The 15,895-nt window shown below is 59.8% G+C and carries 11 protein-coding genes; 4 read left to right on the top strand and 7 right to left on the bottom strand.

Going from position 1 to position 15,895, the window contains the following annotated elements:
- Positions 1-7 precede the first annotated feature (7 nt).
- From hslU to HVA01_RS11775, 5 genes are all read right to left on the bottom strand, one after another.
- Positions 8-1,330 carry an ATP-dependent protease ATPase subunit HslU gene (gene hslU, locus HVA01_RS11795; protein ID WP_146875612.1) on the bottom strand — a complete coding sequence of 441 codons (1,323 nt, stop codon included), beginning with the start codon at positions 1,328-1,330 and terminating at the stop codon, positions 8-10.
- Positions 1,331-1,358: 28 nt separating this feature from the next.
- Entirely contained in the window at positions 1,359-1,892 is a 534-nt protein-coding gene (hslV, locus tag HVA01_RS11790) for an ATP-dependent protease subunit HslV (RefSeq protein ID WP_146875611.1), read from the bottom strand.
- Positions 1,893-2,030: 138 nt separating this feature from the next.
- Positions 2,031-2,756, bottom strand: coding sequence for an SPOR domain-containing protein (locus tag HVA01_RS11785; RefSeq protein ID WP_146875610.1), 726 nt, complete (start codon positions 2,754-2,756; stop codon positions 2,031-2,033).
- A 3-nt stretch (positions 2,757-2,759) separates the two neighbouring features.
- Positions 2,760-4,445 (bottom strand): arginine--tRNA ligase, encoded by a 1,686-nt coding sequence (gene argS, locus HVA01_RS11780; RefSeq protein ID WP_146875609.1) that lies wholly within the window; start codon positions 4,443-4,445, stop codon positions 2,760-2,762.
- A gap of 121 nt (positions 4,446-4,566) precedes the next feature.
- On the bottom strand, positions 4,567-6,813 hold the full coding sequence (locus tag HVA01_RS11775; RefSeq protein ID WP_146875608.1) for a primosomal protein N': 2,247 nt from the start codon (positions 6,811-6,813) through the stop codon (positions 4,567-4,569).
- A 184-nt stretch (positions 6,814-6,997) separates the two neighbouring features.
- On the opposite strand from HVA01_RS11775, the gene rpmE reads away from it, so the two are divergent.
- The gene (gene rpmE / locus HVA01_RS11770) at positions 6,998-7,213 is read left to right on the top strand and encodes a 50S ribosomal protein L31 (RefSeq protein ID WP_146875607.1); all 216 of its coding nucleotides are present in this window, start codon (positions 6,998-7,000) and stop codon (positions 7,211-7,213) included.
- Between the two features lie 298 nt (positions 7,214-7,511).
- Positions 7,512-8,783, top strand: coding sequence for a malic enzyme-like NAD(P)-binding protein (locus HVA01_RS11765; protein WP_146875606.1), 1,272 nt, complete (start codon positions 7,512-7,514; stop codon positions 8,781-8,783).
- Between the two features lie 67 nt (positions 8,784-8,850).
- On the opposite strand, the gene HVA01_RS11760 is transcribed toward HVA01_RS11765, so the two are convergent.
- Complete coding sequence (locus tag HVA01_RS11760) at positions 8,851-9,669, bottom strand: acyl-CoA thioesterase (protein ID WP_146875605.1); 819 nt, start codon at positions 9,667-9,669, stop codon at positions 8,851-8,853.
- Positions 9,670-9,793: 124 nt separating this feature from the next.
- Here HVA01_RS11760 and tadA point away from each other — a divergent pair, with 124 nt between their 5' ends.
- Positions 9,794-10,261 carry a tRNA adenosine(34) deaminase TadA gene (gene tadA / locus HVA01_RS11755; protein ID WP_146875604.1) on the top strand — a complete coding sequence of 156 codons (468 nt, stop codon included), beginning with the start codon at positions 9,794-9,796 and terminating at the stop codon, positions 10,259-10,261.
- 22 nt (positions 10,262-10,283) lie between these two features.
- Here tadA and mltF read toward each other — a convergent pair whose 3' ends face one another.
- Entirely contained in the window at positions 10,284-11,747 is a 1,464-nt protein-coding gene (mltF, locus tag HVA01_RS11750) for a membrane-bound lytic murein transglycosylase MltF (RefSeq protein WP_146875603.1), read from the bottom strand.
- 183 nt (positions 11,748-11,930) lie between these two features.
- Between mltF and purL the strand changes: the two genes are divergently transcribed.
- Entirely contained in the window at positions 11,931-15,881 is a 3,951-nt protein-coding gene (gene purL / locus HVA01_RS11745) for a phosphoribosylformylglycinamidine synthase (protein ID WP_146875602.1), read from the top strand.
- Positions 15,882-15,895: the final 14 nt, after the last annotated feature.

Here is a 15,895-nt window from a genome sequence, read left to right as displayed (position 1 = left end):
ACGCAGCTTATAAAATATACCGCGATAGATCTTCGTCGACCGCCAGTTCGCCAAGCTGCGCGTTGACGTAGTCGCCGTCAATCAGCAGCGGGCTGTCCATATCGCCGCCGCGGAAAGAGGCCTCTTCCAGCAGCCGTTCCATCACCGTGTGCAGGCGGCGGGCGCCAATATTTTCGGTGCCTTCGTTAACCTGCCAGGAGATCTGCGCGATACGCTCGATACCGTCCGGGGTAAATTCAATGTCGAGTCCGTCGGTGGCCAGCAGCGCCTGATATTGCTTGGTCAGCGAGGCGGAAGGCTCGGTGAGGATGCGCTTGAAGTCGTTGGGCGTGAGCGCGTCAAGTTCAACGCGAATCGGCAGACGGCCCTGTAGCTCGGGAATTAAATCCGACGGGCGCGACAGGTGAAAGGCGCCCGAGGCGATAAACAGGATGTGATCGGTTTTGACCATGCCGTGTTTGGTCGATACGGTCGAGCCTTCAATCAGCGGCAGCAGGTCGCGCTGAACGCCCTCGCGGGAGACTTCGCCACCGCTGGACTGGCCGCTGCCCTTGGCGACTTTATCGATCTCATCCAGAAATACGATGCCGTGCTGTTCCACAGAGTAGACAGCGCGGGCCTTGATCTCTTCCTCGTTGACCAGCTTGCCCGCTTCTTCATCGCGCAGCAGTGCCAGCGCTTCTTTGACCGTTACGCGGCGGTTTTCACGCTTTTGCTGGCCCATGTTGGAAAACATGCTCTGCAGCTGGCTGGTCATCTCTTCCATGCCCGGTGGGGTCATGATGTCGATGCCTTGGCCCTGGGCGGAAATCTCGATGTCGATTTCCTTATCGTCCAGCTCGCCCTCGCGTAGCTTCTTGCGGAAGGTCTGGCGGGTGCCGTTATCTTCGCGTGGCTTATCTTCCTGGCCGCGGGCCGGCGGCAGCAGGGCGTCGAGCACGCGGTCTTCGGCGGCATCGGCAGCGCGGTGGCTGACTTCCTCTTTGGCCTGTTCGCGAACCATCTTGATCGCCGCTTCCATCAGGTCGCGAATGATCGACTCAACATCGCGGCCCACGTAGCCGACTTCGGTAAATTTGGTCGCTTCGACTTTGATAAACGGGGCGTTGGCCAGCTTGGCCAAACGCCGGGCAATTTCGGTTTTACCCACGCCGGTAGGGCCAATCATCAAAATATTTTTGGGCGTTACTTCCGGGCGTAGGTCGTCATCCAGCTGCATGCGGCGCCAGCGGTTGCGCAGGGCAATGGCAACGGCGCGTTTAGCGTCTTGCTGGCCAATAATGTACTGGTCCAGGGCGTGGACGATTTCGCGGGGTGTCATCTGAGTCATAAAAGTAACCTTTGCGTTTATTGATGCCTTAGCGCCCGTCGATCGAGAGCTCTTCAAGCGTCACGTGATGGTTGGTGAATACGCAGATGTCACCAGCGATAGACAACGACTTCTCGGTAATTTCCCGCGCTGACAGTTCAGTATTTTCCAGCAAGGCACGCGCGCTGGCTTGTGCATAGTAGCCCCCGGAGCCAATGGCGATAATGCCCTGCTCGGGTTCAACCACGTCACCGTTGCCAGTAATGATCAGCGAGGCGCTATGGTCCGCGACAGCGAGTAGCGCTTCTAAGCGGCGCAGGGCGCGGTCGGTGCGCCAATCCTTCGCCAGCTCAACGGCAGCCTTGGTCAAATGGCCTTGATATTTCTCCAGCTGCGCTTCGAAGCGCTCAAATAGCGTGAAAGCGTCAGCGGTGCCGCCGGCAAACCCGGCCAGCACTTTGCCACGATAGAGGCGGCGTACTTTACTGGCGTTACCTTTCATTACGGTATTGCCCAGCGATACTTGCCCGTCGCCAGCAAGGGCGACGTGGTTGCCGCGACGTACGGAGACAATTGTGGTCATGGAGATAACTCCTTGGGGGAGGCTCGCTCCCGATGACTGGTGGATCGCTCAATAAGCGGCCGTTGTGTAAGCGTTCACAACAAAATGCGGGCGGCTGATAAAAAATCAACCGCCCGCCGGGTATTCAGAAGGGGTTTATCAGTTTTGCAACTGAATCAGCAGGGGTTCGATGCCTTGGGTGTTCATCAAATCCTGGGCGCGATTCAGTTCGCGGGTGTCCTCGTAAGGTCCCACTTGGACGCGGTGCCAGGTATTGCCGTCCGCCTGTACTTTGCTGACTTCCGCCAGCAGGCTTAAATTGCGCAGTCGGCCGCGCAGCTGTTCGGCGTCACTTGCCTCACGAAAGGAGGCCGCCTGCAGCATGTAGCGCCCCGGGGCGTTGGTGGCAGCGTTCTCCTGGGCTGCTGACACCTGATCTTCAGGCCGGGTATTGGCCGCAATCACCTGGGCGATAGGGTCGTCGCTGGCGGCGGTATCGCTATCTTCTTCCGTCTGTTCAGGGGCCTCTGGGCGCACAACGCTTGACGGCAGCGTCACGCCGGGGGCAATGACCTCGGTGTCAGGCAGCAGGGTATAAAACTCAAACGTCGGCATCGACGGCTCGGCCGCCTCCTCGGTTTCCCGCGCGGCGGCACGCTCTTGGCTCTCGGAGGGCTTGGGCAGCACGGTGGCTTGGGGCGTCTCGCTCTGCTCCTGCCACGGCGCGGTGCCGTGCTGATGCTGAGCAAGAAAGAAGCCTGCCGCCATTCCCGCAAGGCCCCATAGCCAGCCGGGTAGGCGAAAGCCGCCGCTCGAGCGGCGGTTCGACTTGCGCTGTGAAGTGGCGCCGCGACGGGGGGCGGGCTTTTTGCGCGGGCTAGCCATGGCTTACATCTCCTCTGGGGCGCTAACCCCCATTAAATCAAGCCCATTGCGTAGCACTTGACGGGTGGCGAGGCCCAGTGCCAAACGCGTATTGCGTAGGGTGTCGTCCTCGACCATGACTTTGACGGCGTTGTAACAGGTGTGGAAATCACCCGATAAGTCGAGCAAATACTGGGCAACCTGCTGGGGCTCGCGGTTTCTGGCGGCGGTTTCCACGACGTCAGGGAAGCGCGCCAAGCGGTTGAGTACGGCTTTCTCCTGGTCGCTGTCCAGCAGCGCCAGGTTGGCCAATGCAAGGGCGTGGTCGAAGGGCTGGTCGGCCTCTTCGGCTTTGCGCAACATGCTGCACACCCGCGCGTGGGCGTACTGGATATAGTAGACCGGGTTGTCGTTCGACTGCGAACGGGCCAAATCGATATCAAAGGTCAACTGGGAGTCGGCGCGGCGCGCGGCGAGGAAGAAGCGCGTGGCATCGCGGCCGACTTCGTCGATCAAATCGCGCACGGTGACGTAGCTGCCGGCGCGCTTGGAGAGTTTTACCTCGACGCCGGAGCGGGTGACCATCACCATCTGGTGGAGCACGTAGTCGGGCCAGCCTTCGGGGATGCCGACTTCCAGCGCCTGTAGGCCGGCGCGCACCCGGGTCACCGTCGAATGGTGGTCGGCGCCCTGTTCGTTGATCACGGTTTTAAAGCCGCGCTGCCACTTGTCCAGGTGGTAAGCCACATCGGGGAGGAAATAGGTGTAGCCGCCGTCGCGTTTGCGCATTACGCGGTCTTTGTCATCACCGAAGTCGGTGGTGCGCAGCCACATGGCGCCGTCGTCTTCATAGGTGTGGCCTGCGCTCACCAGCTTCTCAACGGTGGCGTCTACTTTGCCATCTTCGTAGAGTGACGACTCTAAGAAATAGACGTCGAACTCGACACCGAAGGCTTTTAGATCCAGATCCTGTTCGCGACGTAGCCACGCCACGGCAAAGGCTTGAATCGCGTCGATATCGTCTGGGTCGGCTTTGGCAGTGACTTCGCGGTCATCGGCGCTCACCGTTTTGCCTGCCAGATAGTCCTTGGCCACATCGTCAATATACTCGCCGCGATAGCCGTCTTTCGGCCAGCCGGCATCGTCAGGGCCCAGGCCTTTTGCCCGTGCCTGTACGGAGCGCGCTAGGTGGGCGATCTGGGCGCCAGCGTCGTTGTAGTAGAACTCGCGGGAAACGTCATAACCGGTGGCTTCAAGCAGGCGGCATAGGCAGTCGCCTATGGCAGCGCCCCGGCCGTGGCCGACGTGCAGCGGGCCGGTGGGGTTGGCGGAAACGAACTCCACCTGCACTTTTTCGCCTTTGCCGATCAAGCTGCGGCCAAAGGTATCGCCGCAGTCGAGCACTTGGGCAACGATTTGCGCGGCGGCATCGACGGCGGCGAAGAAGTTGATAAAGCCAGGCCCTGCGATTTCGGTTTTTTGAATAGCGTCGCTGTCGGGCAGGGCCGCAATCAATGTATCGGCAAGCTCGCGGGGTTTCATGCCAGCAGGCTTGGCTAGCATGAGCGCTAAATTGGTGGCGTAATCGCCGTGGGCTTTGTCTTTGGTTGGGTCCACTTTGATGGTGGGCTGAAGGTCATTCGGCAGCACGCCTTTGTGTTTGAGCGCGGTCACCGCGCCTTCGAGCAGAGAAACTATCGTATCTTTCATGTCGGTATCCGGTGTCGTCGGTGGCGGCGTGTGCTAACGCGCACCTGAGAGGTGCGTCGGCAAAGCGGCTATTATCGGCAATTGAGCCGCAGTTTCAAAGCCGTGTGATGCGCTGCAGCTGCTAAGAGAGCGTTTGTGGGTCAATATCAATCGACCAGCGTACCTTGCGCGCCTCGCGATTGGCTTCCAGCCACTGCACCAGCCAGCTAACCGCAGGGTGTAGCTGGCTGCGTTTATCGGCTGCCAGCATAACGTGTAAATGGTAGCGGTTCTGGCGCCGCTCCATCGGCGCAGGCACCGGCCCCAGGCAGCGAGTGGCCACGCCGGTCTCTTTTAGCCATTGGCGCAGCGCCTGGGCAGCCTGCTGGGCCAATGCCAGAGCGGCCTCCTCTTTAGGGCTTTCGATGCGCAGCAGCGCCATAAAGCAGAATGGCGGCAATTGAGCGATACGGCGCTCTTCCAGCATGTTACGTGCCAGCGCCCCGTAGCCGTGTTCGGCCAACTGGCCTAAGTGCGGGTCGTCGGGGTGCAGCGTTTGTACCAGCACCCGGCCTGGGTGGGCGGCGCGGCCCGCGCGGCCCGCCACCTGTTCCAGCAGCTGGGCGCTGTGTTCCAGGGCGCGAAAGTCAGCGGCGTAGAGGCCACCATCGGCATTGACCACTACCACCAGGGTAACGTGGGGCAGGTGGTGCCCTTTGGCCAGCATCTGGGTGCCGACCAATACGCAGGGCTCACCGCGCTGAATCTCTTTGAGCACCTGTTCAAAGCTATCTTTCCTCCGGGTGCTGTCGCGGTCAATACGGTGAATCGTGGTTTTCGGAAACAGCGTTTGCAGTGTCTCTTCGGTGCGTTCCGTGCCGCTGCCCAGGGCACGCAGGTCGCCGCTGCCGCACTCGGGGCAGGCGTCCGGCAGGGCGCGGCGGCTGTCGCAGTGGTGGCAGGCGAGCAGCGCTGGCTGGCGGTGTAGCGTCATGCGCGCGTCGCACTGGCCGCACTCGGCCATCCAGCCGCAGGCATGGCAGGCAAGCGTTGGGGCAAAGCCGCGCCGGTTGATAAAAATCAGCACCTGCTTGCCGCTAGCGAGGGTGTTTTTAATCGCCTTGATGGCGCCCGGTAATAACCCCCCCTGGCGGCGCTGATGACGCAGGTCGATCAATTCCAGCTTGGCCGGTGGATGACGGCTGGGGCGCTGGGTCAAGCGCAGGTGGCGGTAGGCGCCGCTAAGCGCCTGATGCAAGCTCTCCAACGACGGCGTTGCACTGCCCATGAGTAGCGGGATTTTATGGTAATGGGCGCGGGCGACGGCTAAGTCCCGGGCGTGGTAGCGCAAGCCGTCGTGCTGTTTATAAGAGCCGTCGTGCTCTTCGTCGACAATAATCGTGCCGGGGTTAGCCAGCGGGGTGAAGATCGCCGAACGCGTGCCGATAATAATCAGCGCCCGGCCGCTAGCAGCGGCTTCCCAGACATCCAGCCGTTCGGGGTCGGTGAGCCCTGAATGAAGCGCCACCACAGGCACGCGGAAACGGCTTCTAAAGCGCGCCAGGGTCTGCGGCGTCAAGCCGATCTCGGGGACTAACACCAGTGACTGTTTGCCTTTGGCGACCACCGCTTCGATAAGCTGCAGATAGACTTCTGTTTTACCGCTGCCGGTGACGCCTTCCAGCAAACAAGGGTGGTAGCCATCGAGCTTTTCATGCAGCGCAGCCAGCGCCGACGCCTGTTCCCGGTTAAGGGGCAGCGCCGGGGCGGCAAGTAGGTTACCGCTTTGTGGCTCAGGGGCGGTCAGGATGATTTCCTGGCTGACCGCTAAGCCTTTCTTTACCAGCGCTAATAGCTGGTCGCGCGTAAAGCCGTGGGCGCTAACCGCACGACTGGGCAACCCATGAGGGTGTTGGCGCAGCAGCGTGTAAAGCTCGGCCTGTTTGGGCGCGCGGCTGAGGGTTGCGTCTGTGTCTTCACCCTGGGCGAGCCATAGCGTTTGCGTGCGCCCCGCCATGGGATGGCCCTGGCGCAACCGCGCGGGCATGGCGTGATGCAGGGTGTCGCCCAGGCTGTGCTGGTAGTAGCGGGCGGCAAAACGGCATAGCCATAGCCAGTCTGCCGGCAGCGGTGCGTCATCCAGGGTTTCGCTGATGGCGCGCAGCTGGCTGCGCGGCAGCTCGCTGTGCTCAGCCAGCTCGACAATGACGCCAACCACTTCGCGTCGTCCAAACGGCACTCGCACCCTTAACCCTGGCTGCCAGCCACAGGGAGGCGTTGCCTGAGACGGCAAGTAATCGAACAGGCGGCGCAGCGGCGAAGGCAGCGCTATTTTAAGCACGTGTGCCCGCGTTTTAGAAGGCGCTTGCGAAGAAACAGAATCAGGCAATTGGCCTCCGGCGTTAGTTTTGCTAGTATATGCGACCGCTCTCACTCTTAACGATCTATCTTAAAGCGCTGTCTTAGAGGTCTATCGTAACGACAGAGCGGCTAACCGGTTAGTCGTTTTTTTAAACCCGTATGCGGTGCCTGGCACAAGATCAGGTGGCGGCATATAGCTTATGAGGCTCAAGATGAGACAAGGTATTCACCCGAATTACAACACGGTCACCGCTAGCTGTTCTTGCGGCGCTAACTTCCAGGTTGGTTCTACCTCTGGTCAGGACTTTTCTCTGGACGTGTGCTCCAACTGCCACCCGTTCTACACCGGTAAGCAGAAGCAAGCGACCACTGGTGGCCGCGTAGAGCGCTTTAACAAGCGTTTTGGCGCTGCTGTTAAGCGCGGCTAAGCCTATTGGATAGCCATATCGCAAGTACGCCCTGTGCTCGCGCAAAACCCACGCTCCGGCGTGGGTTTTTGTTTTTGAAAAAGCTTTTTATAAACGCTGCGTCAGGGCCGCTGGCAAAACGTTATTGATAATGGTTGTCAGTATAAGATGCAGTAAATGGTCGCGAAAAGTAACGAAAGTGAAGTTAAAATTCAGTTAAACGAGCGTTTTGTTATAGGTTGACAATGCGCTTGAGGCGCTTGGTTTTTTTCTATATTCTGGCACCACTTAATCTATTTTACGTAACTGGACTCTGACCATGACGGATGCAAATAAGCAGGCTGCTTTGGATTATCACGCCAAACCGATTCCCGGTAAGCTGTCGGTGGAGTTGACTAAACCCACCGCCACCGCACGGGATTTGGCGCTGGCGTATAGTCCAGGCGTGGCTGAGCCAGTGCGTGAAATCGCCCGCGAGGCGGAAAACGCCTACCGCTACACCGGCAAAGGTAATCTGGTGGCGGTGATTTCCGATGGCAGCGCCATTCTCGGCTTGGGTAATCTGGGCCCATTGGCCAGCAAGCCGGTGATGGAAGGTAAAGGCGTGCTGTTCAAGTGCTTTGCCGGTATCAACTCGGTGGATATCGAAGTGGATGCGGAAAGCCCGCAGGCGTTTATCGATACCGTGGCGCGCATTGCCGACACTTGGGGCGGCATCAATCTGGAAGACATCAAGGCGCCGGAGTGCTTTGAAATCGAGAAAGCGCTGATTGAGCGCTGTAGCATCCCGGTATTTCACGACGATCAGCACGGCACCGCGATTGTGACCGCAGCGGGCATGCTTAATGCGTTGGCTATCGCCGGTAAACAAATCGAAGACGTTAAAATTGTCTGCATGGGCGCAGGGGCGGCGGCGATTGCCTGCATGCGGCTACTGGTGGCTTGTGGTGCCCAGAAAGCCAACCTGATTATGCTCGACCGCCGGGGTGTTATTCACACCGATCGCGAAGGCATTAACGAATACAAAGCTGAGTTTGCTCGCGATACCGACATGCGCACCTTAGACGATGCCATGGATAACGCTGATGTGTTTATCGGCTTGTCGGGCCCTGGGTTGCTCTCGGCGGATCAGGTCAAGAAAATGGCCCCGGATCCGGTGATTTTTGCCTGCACTAACCCGGACCCAGAAATTCACCCGGACGTTGCCCGTGAAGTGCGTCCGGATGTGATTATGGCCACCGGCCGCTCGGATTTCCCCAACCAGGTCAACAATGTGCTGGGTTTCCCGTTTATCTTCCGTGGCGCGCTGGATGTTCGCGCGACCCGCATTAATGAAGAGATGAAGCTGGCGGCGGTGCATGCGCTGAAAGACCTGGCCCGCGAGCCGGTGCCTCAGGCGGTGCTTGACGCCTATGAGCGCACCGAGATGAGCTTTGGCCGCGAGTATATCATTCCTACACCTATCGATATCCGCCTGCTGGCGCGGGTCTCTTCGGCGGTGGCCCAAGCGGCGGTCGACTCAGGTGTGGCGCGTAAGCCTTTCCCGGCACACTATCCGTTGCAGTCAATCGACGATGTCTACGGCGGCTAAATCGCTGCGATCTTGTCATTACGGGCGCCCGCTTTTTAGCGGGCGTCAGTGTTTTAGGGGCTTTAATTTAGTCTTGCGAATAGCGCGTTAACCCCTCCTGGGCTGTGGAGGCCACCAAGCGGCCGTCGCGGCTGTAAATATGCCCCCGTGCCAGGCCCCGGCCCCCGCCTGCCCAGGGTGAGTCGATCACGTAGAGCAGCCAGTCGTCCAAGCGGGTGTCCTGATGCAGCCACAGGGCGTGGTCAAGACTGGCAATGCGCAGCTTGGGGTCGCGGAATTGAATGCCGTGCGGGGTCAGGCTTGTGGTCAGCAGGTTAAAGTCAGAGGCGTAAGACAGCAGGTGGCGGTGTAGTGCTGGGTCATCAGGCAGCGTGCCTGCCAGGCGAAACCATAAGCATTGGCCCGCTGGTGTGGCGTTGTCGGGGTTGCCCGCAAGGTGCAGAAACTCAATCGGGTGGCCGGGAAAGCGCTCGTGTTTGGCCTCGCCGCTGTCGATAAGCGCTTCGGGTGTGGGTACATCCGGCATGGCGCGCTGATGATTAAAGCCCGCCTCCTCGCTTTGAAAGGAGGCGCTGCAGAAAAAGATCGGCCGGCCTTTTTGAATGGCGGTGACCCGGCGGGTAGTAAAACTGCCGCCGTCGCGAATAGTGTCCACCTGATAGACGACGGGCCGATGCGGGTCGCCGGGGCGCAGAAAATAGCCGTGTTGCGAGTGTGGGCGACGCTCATCGGGTACGGTGCGCGCGGCTGCCGCGAGCGCTTGCCCCAGCACTTGGCCGCCATACAACTGTGGAAAGCCCAAGTCCTGGCTTTGGCCGCGAAACAGCGTCTCTTCGAGAGGCTCTAGCTCGAGTAACGCCACCAGCTTGTTCAGCGCGTCTGTCATTATCGGTATCCTTGGTGCTGTCTATCTGTAGCCGTCTGTTTTTTCTGTTGATAAGGACCAGCGTCCGCGGAGGCGGTTAGCCCTTTCATACGATCGTTTTGCTACCTTAGCGGAGTTTGGCTTTATGCGCAGCGATGAATTTTACATGTACCGAGCACTTGACCAGGCGCACCTTGCGGCGGCGGCAGGCGAAGTGCCGGTGGGCGCGGTGGTGGTGGACGCGCGAGGAGAAATCATTGGCGCCGCCTACAATGCGCCGGTCGCCAGTTGCGACCCCAGCGGTCACGCCGAAATTCGTGCCCTGCGCAAGGCGGGACAGCAGCAGGGTAATTATCGCCTTGAGGGCTGCACGCTGTTTGTCACCCTAGAGCCGTGCATGATGTGCTCGGGTGCCATGGTACATGCGCGGTTAGCCCGGCTGGTGTACGGCGCCGCCGAACCCCGTGCAGGCATGATCGAATCAAAAGCTAACCTGTTGGCGCAGCCGTGGTTTAACCATCAGATAGCGGTAACTGGCGGGGTGTTGGCGTCGGCCTCGCAAAAACTGCTAAAGGGCTTTTTTGCCACGCGGCGTGGGTCGCCGAGCAAATAAGCCTTGGCAGATGAGCGTGAGGTTAATTCAGCGGCGGCACCAGGTCGAACAATAGCAACGGATCCTCGTTGACCGGCGTTTGTTCTAGCTGAAAGAACTGCTGACGGCTGCGCTCCACGTATTGAATCATTTCGTAGTAACGACGAATGTTACGCACGTATATCACCGGCTCGCCGCCACGCGCATAGCCGTGGCGCGTTTGGCTGTGCCATTCACGCTGTTGCAGGAGCGGCAACGCGACGCGGACATCGGCCCAGCTGTCTGGGTCGCCGCCGCGCATTTCAGCGATCTTGCGCGCATCGTACAGATGGCCTAGCCCCACGTTATAGGATGCCATGGCCATATAAAGGCGGTCATCCCCGGTAATGCTGTCCGGTAAACGGTCTTTAATACTGCGTAGGTAGCGAGCGCCGCCGTCGATGCTCTGGGCGGCGTCCCGGCGGTTGCTAATGCCCATTTCACTGGCCGTCGGGTTGGTTAGCATCATCAATCCGCGTACCCCGGTTGGCGAGACAGCCTCCGGGTCCCAATGAGACTCCTGGTAGCCCACCGCGGCGAGCAATTGCCAATCAAAGCCGGTTTCTTTAGCAGACTGTTTAAACAGGTCGGTGTAGCGGTGCAAGCGTTCATCAAGGTGCTCAAGAAAGGTGCGGGTGCCCACATACTCTAAGTAGTCGTCATGGCCAAAGTAGCGGCTGACCAGCCGGTCCAGCGTGCCGCTCTCGTGTAAGTCCCGCAGAAAGCGGTTGGCGGCTTCCAATAACCCCAACCCGCGCCCGCTGGGTAGCGCCCACGCCATCGAAAGCGGGTCGCCTAGCGTAAAGCCGCGCTCAACGTTAGGGAAAAACAGCCGGTTTAAGCGAAACTGATGTTCAAAAATGACCGCGGCGTCCAGCGTGCCGTCCTCAACGCGTGAGAGCAGTTCGGCGACTTCCAGCTCATGGGATTCTTTCCAACTAAGCTCGGGATACTGGCGCTGTAAATCGCGTAGCGCTTCGCCGGTGCCGGCTTCGCTGAGCGTGGCAAGCTCCAGACCGACCAGGTCGCCGGCTGCCTGAATGCCATTTAGTCCACGCCGGTATACCACCAGCGGCTGCATTTGAATAATCGGCCGGGTGTAGTGGATTCCCGGCGTGCCGGGTAGCAGCGGTAGCGCCGCCGCGCCGATATCGCCGTTTTCGCGCACGGCCGGCAGCACGCTCTCAGGATGATGGCTAGCATCAAGATTAAGGCTCACCCCCAGGTAATCGGCGAAGCGGTGCATTAGCTCGTACTCAAAACCGGTAGGGCCGTGGCGACCTTCGTAATAGGTCGTGGGGGTGTTGCGGGTGTGAACGGTAATAAAGTCTTTTGCGCTGATACGCGCTAGGTGCTCGCCAGGGGGGACAAGGGAAAGGGTCGGTACCATGACCAGTAATGTTATCGCGATCAGCGCGTAATAAGCGCTGGCGCGGCGTACGAAATGTCGGCAAATCAACGTCAGCATTGCGTCTTGTCGGCATGAAACAGACTGCCACAATACCCAGCCGGGGTCGTCCTGTCACCTTGTTGATTTCGTGTGGCCGCCGCTTTCCCGTATCATAGGGGCTAATCGGTAACTTAAAAGCACGGCCGCCCGGCGGCCTGGTGATTTCCCTGCTCGAATTCCCTGCTCTAGAGGCTTCAGGATATGCTTGAACTGCGAGGCGCGCCCGCCCTTTCTGCCTTCCGTCATGCTCGGCTTTTGACGGTGCTGCGTGAACGTGTTCCCGAGGTGGAGGCGCTGTCTGCCCACTATGTTCATTTCATTGATAGTCATACCCAAAAAGGTCAAGCAGCTTTAGATGACGCCTCCCAAGAGCGTTTAGCGCAGTTACTTGATGATGGCACCTACGCGAGCGTAGACGTTCCTGAGCGCGCGCAGCGCTTTTTGGTGGTGCCGCGTTTAGGCACCCAGTCGCCTTGGTCATCAAAAGCCACCGATATCGCGCATAACTGTGGTTTGAGTCAGATTAGCCGCATCGAGCGTGGCATCGACTACCGGGTGAGCTTTACCGCCATGCCGGATGAAGAGAGTTTGAGCGCGCTGACGGCAATGCTGCACGACCGTATGACCGAAACCGTGCTGGCCGATGCCTCGGATGCCGCCAAGCTGTTTGCCCAGCATGATCCGGCCCCTTTGGGCAGTGTGGATATCTTGGGCGGCGGCCGAGACGCACTGGCAGAGGCCAACCAAACGCTGGGGTTGGCGCTGGCAGACGACGAAATCGATTACCTTGTCGATGCCTTCAATGAGTTGGGGCGCAACCCCAGCGATGTTGAGCTGATGATGTTTGCCCAGGCCAACTCTGAGCACTGCCGTCACAAAATTTTCAACGCGGACTGGGTGATCGACGGCGAGCCACAGAGCCACTCGCTGTTTAAGATGATCAAGAACACCTTCGCTACCTCGCCGGATAATGTGCTTTCCGCCTATAGCGACAACGCCGCGGTGATTAAGGGCAGTCAGGCGGGGCGCTTTTTCTCGGCACCGCTAACCGGCGCTGATGGCGAGCGTGCCCTCTACGCTACTCATCAGGAACCTGTGCATATCCTGATGAAGGTGGAAACCCATAACCACCCGACAGCGATTGCCCCTTTCCCAGGCGCTGCAACCGGCTCGGGTGGGGAAATTCGCGATGAGGGCGCCACCGGCATCGGCGGTAAGCCCAAAGCCGGGTTGTCGGGCTTTACCGTCTCCAATTTGCGTATTCCTGAGTTTGTGCAGCCCTGGGAAACCTCTGACTACGGCAAGCCCGAGCGCATGCAGTCGGCACTTAACATTATGCTCGACGGCCCGATTGGCGGCGCGGCGTTCAACAATGAGTTTGGGCGGCCCAACCTGACCGGTTATTTTCGCACCTATGAGCAGGACTCGCTTAACGACGGCGGGGTCGAGCGGCGCGGCTTTCACAAGCCCATTATGCTCGCCGGTGGTTATGGCAATATTCGTGCCCACCACGTTCAGAAGGGCGATATCCCGGTTGGCGGCAAGCTGATCGTGATGGGCGGCCCGGCGATGCTGATTGGCCTGGGCGGCGGCGCGGCGTCCAGCATGGCGTCGGGCACCTCCAGCGCCGATCTGGATTTTGCCTCGGTACAGCGTGAAAACCCTGAAATCGAACGTCGCGCCCAGGAAGTTATTGATCGCTGCTGGGCGCTGGGCGATCACAACCCGATTCGGTTTATTCACGATGTCGGCGCCGGGGGGCTTTCCAATGCGCTGCCGGAGCTGGTCAAAGACGGCAACCGCGGCGGTCGCTTTGACCTACGTGCGGTGCCCAACGCCGAGCCGGGCATGAGCCCGCTGGAAATCTGGTGTAATGAAGCGCAAGAGCGCTACGTGCTAGCGGTCGCGCCAGACGATTTGGCCACCTTTGACGCGCTGTGCAAGCGCGAACGCTGCCCCTACGCGGTAGTCGGCGAAGCCTTGGAAGCGCACCACCTTGAAGTCCGCGACGGGCATTTTGATAGCCAGCCAGTCGATTTGCCGATGAGCGTACTGTTTGGCAAAGCGCCCAAGATGCAGCGCGAATTCGAGCGCCACCAGCCTGCGCTTTCGGGCGTGATGCTGGATAATCTCGACCTGCGCGAAGCGCTGGACCGAGTACTGCGTCTGCCTACGGTGGCCTCCAAGAGTTTCTTAATCACCATTGGCGACCGCTCGATTACCGGTCTTGTGGCCCGCGACCAAATGGTTGGCCCCTGGCAGGTGCCGGTGGCGGATGTGGCGGTCACCACGGCAAGCTTTGATAGCCATGTGGGGGAAGCCATGGCAATGGGCGAACGGCCGCCGGTGGCGTTGATTAACCCCGCGGCCAGCGCTCGCCTGGCGGTCGCCGAAGCGATTACCAATTTGGCGGCGGCGCCGATTGCCAAGCTGGGCGATATCAAGCTCTCGGCCAACTGGATGAGCGCGGCTGACCACCCGGGTGAAAATCAGGCGCTGTATGACGCCGTTTATGCGGTGGGCATGGAAATGTGCCCGGCGTTGGGTATCGCGATTCCGGTGGGCAAAGACTCAATGTCGATGCGTACTGCCTGGATTGATGAGAACGAACAGGGCGAGCCTGAAGAGAAGAGTGTCACCTCGCCGCTGTCGCTGGTGGTGACCGGCTTTGCCCCGGTGACCGATGCCTTGGCGACGCTAACGCCGCAGATCAATCTGGAGCAAGACGAGTCGGATCTGATTCTGATTGACCTGGGGGGCGGCCAAAATCGCTTGGGAGGTTCCGCCTTGGCGCAGGTGTACGGGCAAGTCGGCAATGATTGCCCCGACGTAGACGACCCGGAAGATATCAAGGCGTTTTTTGAGGTCATTCAGGGCCTCAACCGTGACGGCAAGCTGCTGGCGTATCACGATCGCAGCGACGGTGGCCTACTGGTGACGCTTCTAGAAATGGCCTTTGCTGCTCATGCCGGGCTTGAAATCAAGCTCGACTGGATGATCGACGAGCCGGTGGAGGCGCTACACGCGCTGTTCTCAGAAGAGTTGGGCGCAGTGATTCAGGTTGATCGCCAGCATACTGAAGAGGTGCTGGCGCAGTTTGCCGTTGCCGGTATCGAAACCTGCGGCGTGATTGCCCGCCCGCGTTACGACGATCAAGTGCGCGTCACGCTGTTTGAAGAGCCGCTGCTGGAAACCACGCGCCAGCTCACCCAGCGCACCTGGGCGGAAACCAGCTATCGCATGCAGGCGCTGCGCGATAACCCTGAATGTGCCAAAAACGAATTCGACAATCTGCTCGATAGCCGTGATCCGGGTCTATCCGCCACGCCAACGTTTGATATCAACGAGGATATCAGCGCCCCGTTTGTGAATACCGCCAAACCTGCCATGGCCGTGCTGCGCGAGCAGGGTGTTAACGGTCAGGTAGAGATGGCCTGGGCGTTTGATAAAGCCGGTTTCGATGCCGTTGATGTCCACATGAGCGACATTCTTGAGGGGCGCGTGTCGCTGGAAGCGTTCAAAGGGCTTGTCGCCTGCGGTGGTTTCTCCTACGGCGACGTGCTCGGCGCAGGCGGCGGCTGGGCCAAATCGGTACTGTTTAACGAGCGCGCTCGAGAGCAGTTTGCAGCGTTCTTTGCCCGCGACGATAGTTTTTCGCTGGGCGTGTGTAACGGCTGCCAGATGCTGTCGCAGCTGAAGACCCTCATTCCGGGGGCCGAAAACTGGCCGACGTTCGTGCGCAATGAATCCGAGCAGTTTGAGGCCCGTGTTTCCATGGTGCGAGTCGAGAAAAGCCCGTCAATTCTGCTTGCCGGTATGGAAGGCTCAAAACTGCCTATTGCCGTTGCCCATGGCGAAGGGCAGGCGACATTCCGCGACAGCGCCCACCTGCGTAGCATGCAGTCGAGCAGCCAGATTGCGATGCGCTATATCGACAACTACGGGCAGGCCACCACCCGTTACCCGGCCAATCCCAACGGGTCGCCAGCGGGCATTACCGGCCTGACCACGCCGGACGGCCGGGTGACCATTATGATGCCGCACCCCGAACGGGTGGCGCGGGCGGTCACCAACTCCTGGCGCCCGGCGGAGTGGACTGACGATGGCGCTTGGCTGCGGCTATTCCGCAACGCTCGGGCTTGGCTCAACTGATCCCTGTCGCGCTC

The sequence above is a fragment of the Halovibrio variabilis genome (assembly GCF_007991175.1).
GTDB lineage: Bacteria > Pseudomonadota > Gammaproteobacteria > Pseudomonadales > Halomonadaceae > Vreelandella > Vreelandella variabilis.
This window is presented reverse-complemented; position numbering and strand designations above follow the sequence as displayed.

Bases quoted from the DNA above. Each gene is read 5' to 3' on its own strand.
- hslV (WP_146875611.1), bottom strand. From the start codon at position 1,892: ATGACCACAATTGTCTCCGTACGTCGCGGCAACCACGTCGCCCTTGCT.
- mltF (WP_146875603.1), bottom strand. From the start codon at position 11,747: ATGCTGACGTTGATTTGCCGACATTTCGTACGCCGCGCCAGCGCTTAT.
- hslU (WP_146875612.1), bottom strand. From the start codon at position 1,330: ATGACTCAGATGACACCCCGCGAAATCGTCCACGCCCTGGACCAGTAC.
- purL (WP_146875602.1), top strand. From the start codon at position 11,931: ATGCTTGAACTGCGAGGCGCGCCCGCCCTTTCTGCCTTCCGTCATGCT.
- HVA01_RS11760 (WP_146875605.1), bottom strand. From the start codon at position 9,669: ATGACAGACGCGCTGAACAAGCTGGTGGCGTTACTCGAGCTAGAGCCT.
- HVA01_RS11765 (WP_146875606.1), top strand. From the start codon at position 7,512: ATGACGGATGCAAATAAGCAGGCTGCTTTGGATTATCACGCCAAACCG.
- HVA01_RS11785 (WP_146875610.1), bottom strand. From the start codon at position 2,756: ATGGCTAGCCCGCGCAAAAAGCCCGCCCCCCGTCGCGGCGCCACTTCA.
- tadA (WP_146875604.1), top strand. From the start codon at position 9,794: ATGCGCAGCGATGAATTTTACATGTACCGAGCACTTGACCAGGCGCAC.
- argS (WP_146875609.1), bottom strand. From the start codon at position 4,445: ATGAAAGATACGATAGTTTCTCTGCTCGAAGGCGCGGTGACCGCGCTC.
- rpmE (WP_146875607.1), top strand. From the start codon at position 6,998: ATGAGACAAGGTATTCACCCGAATTACAACACGGTCACCGCTAGCTGT.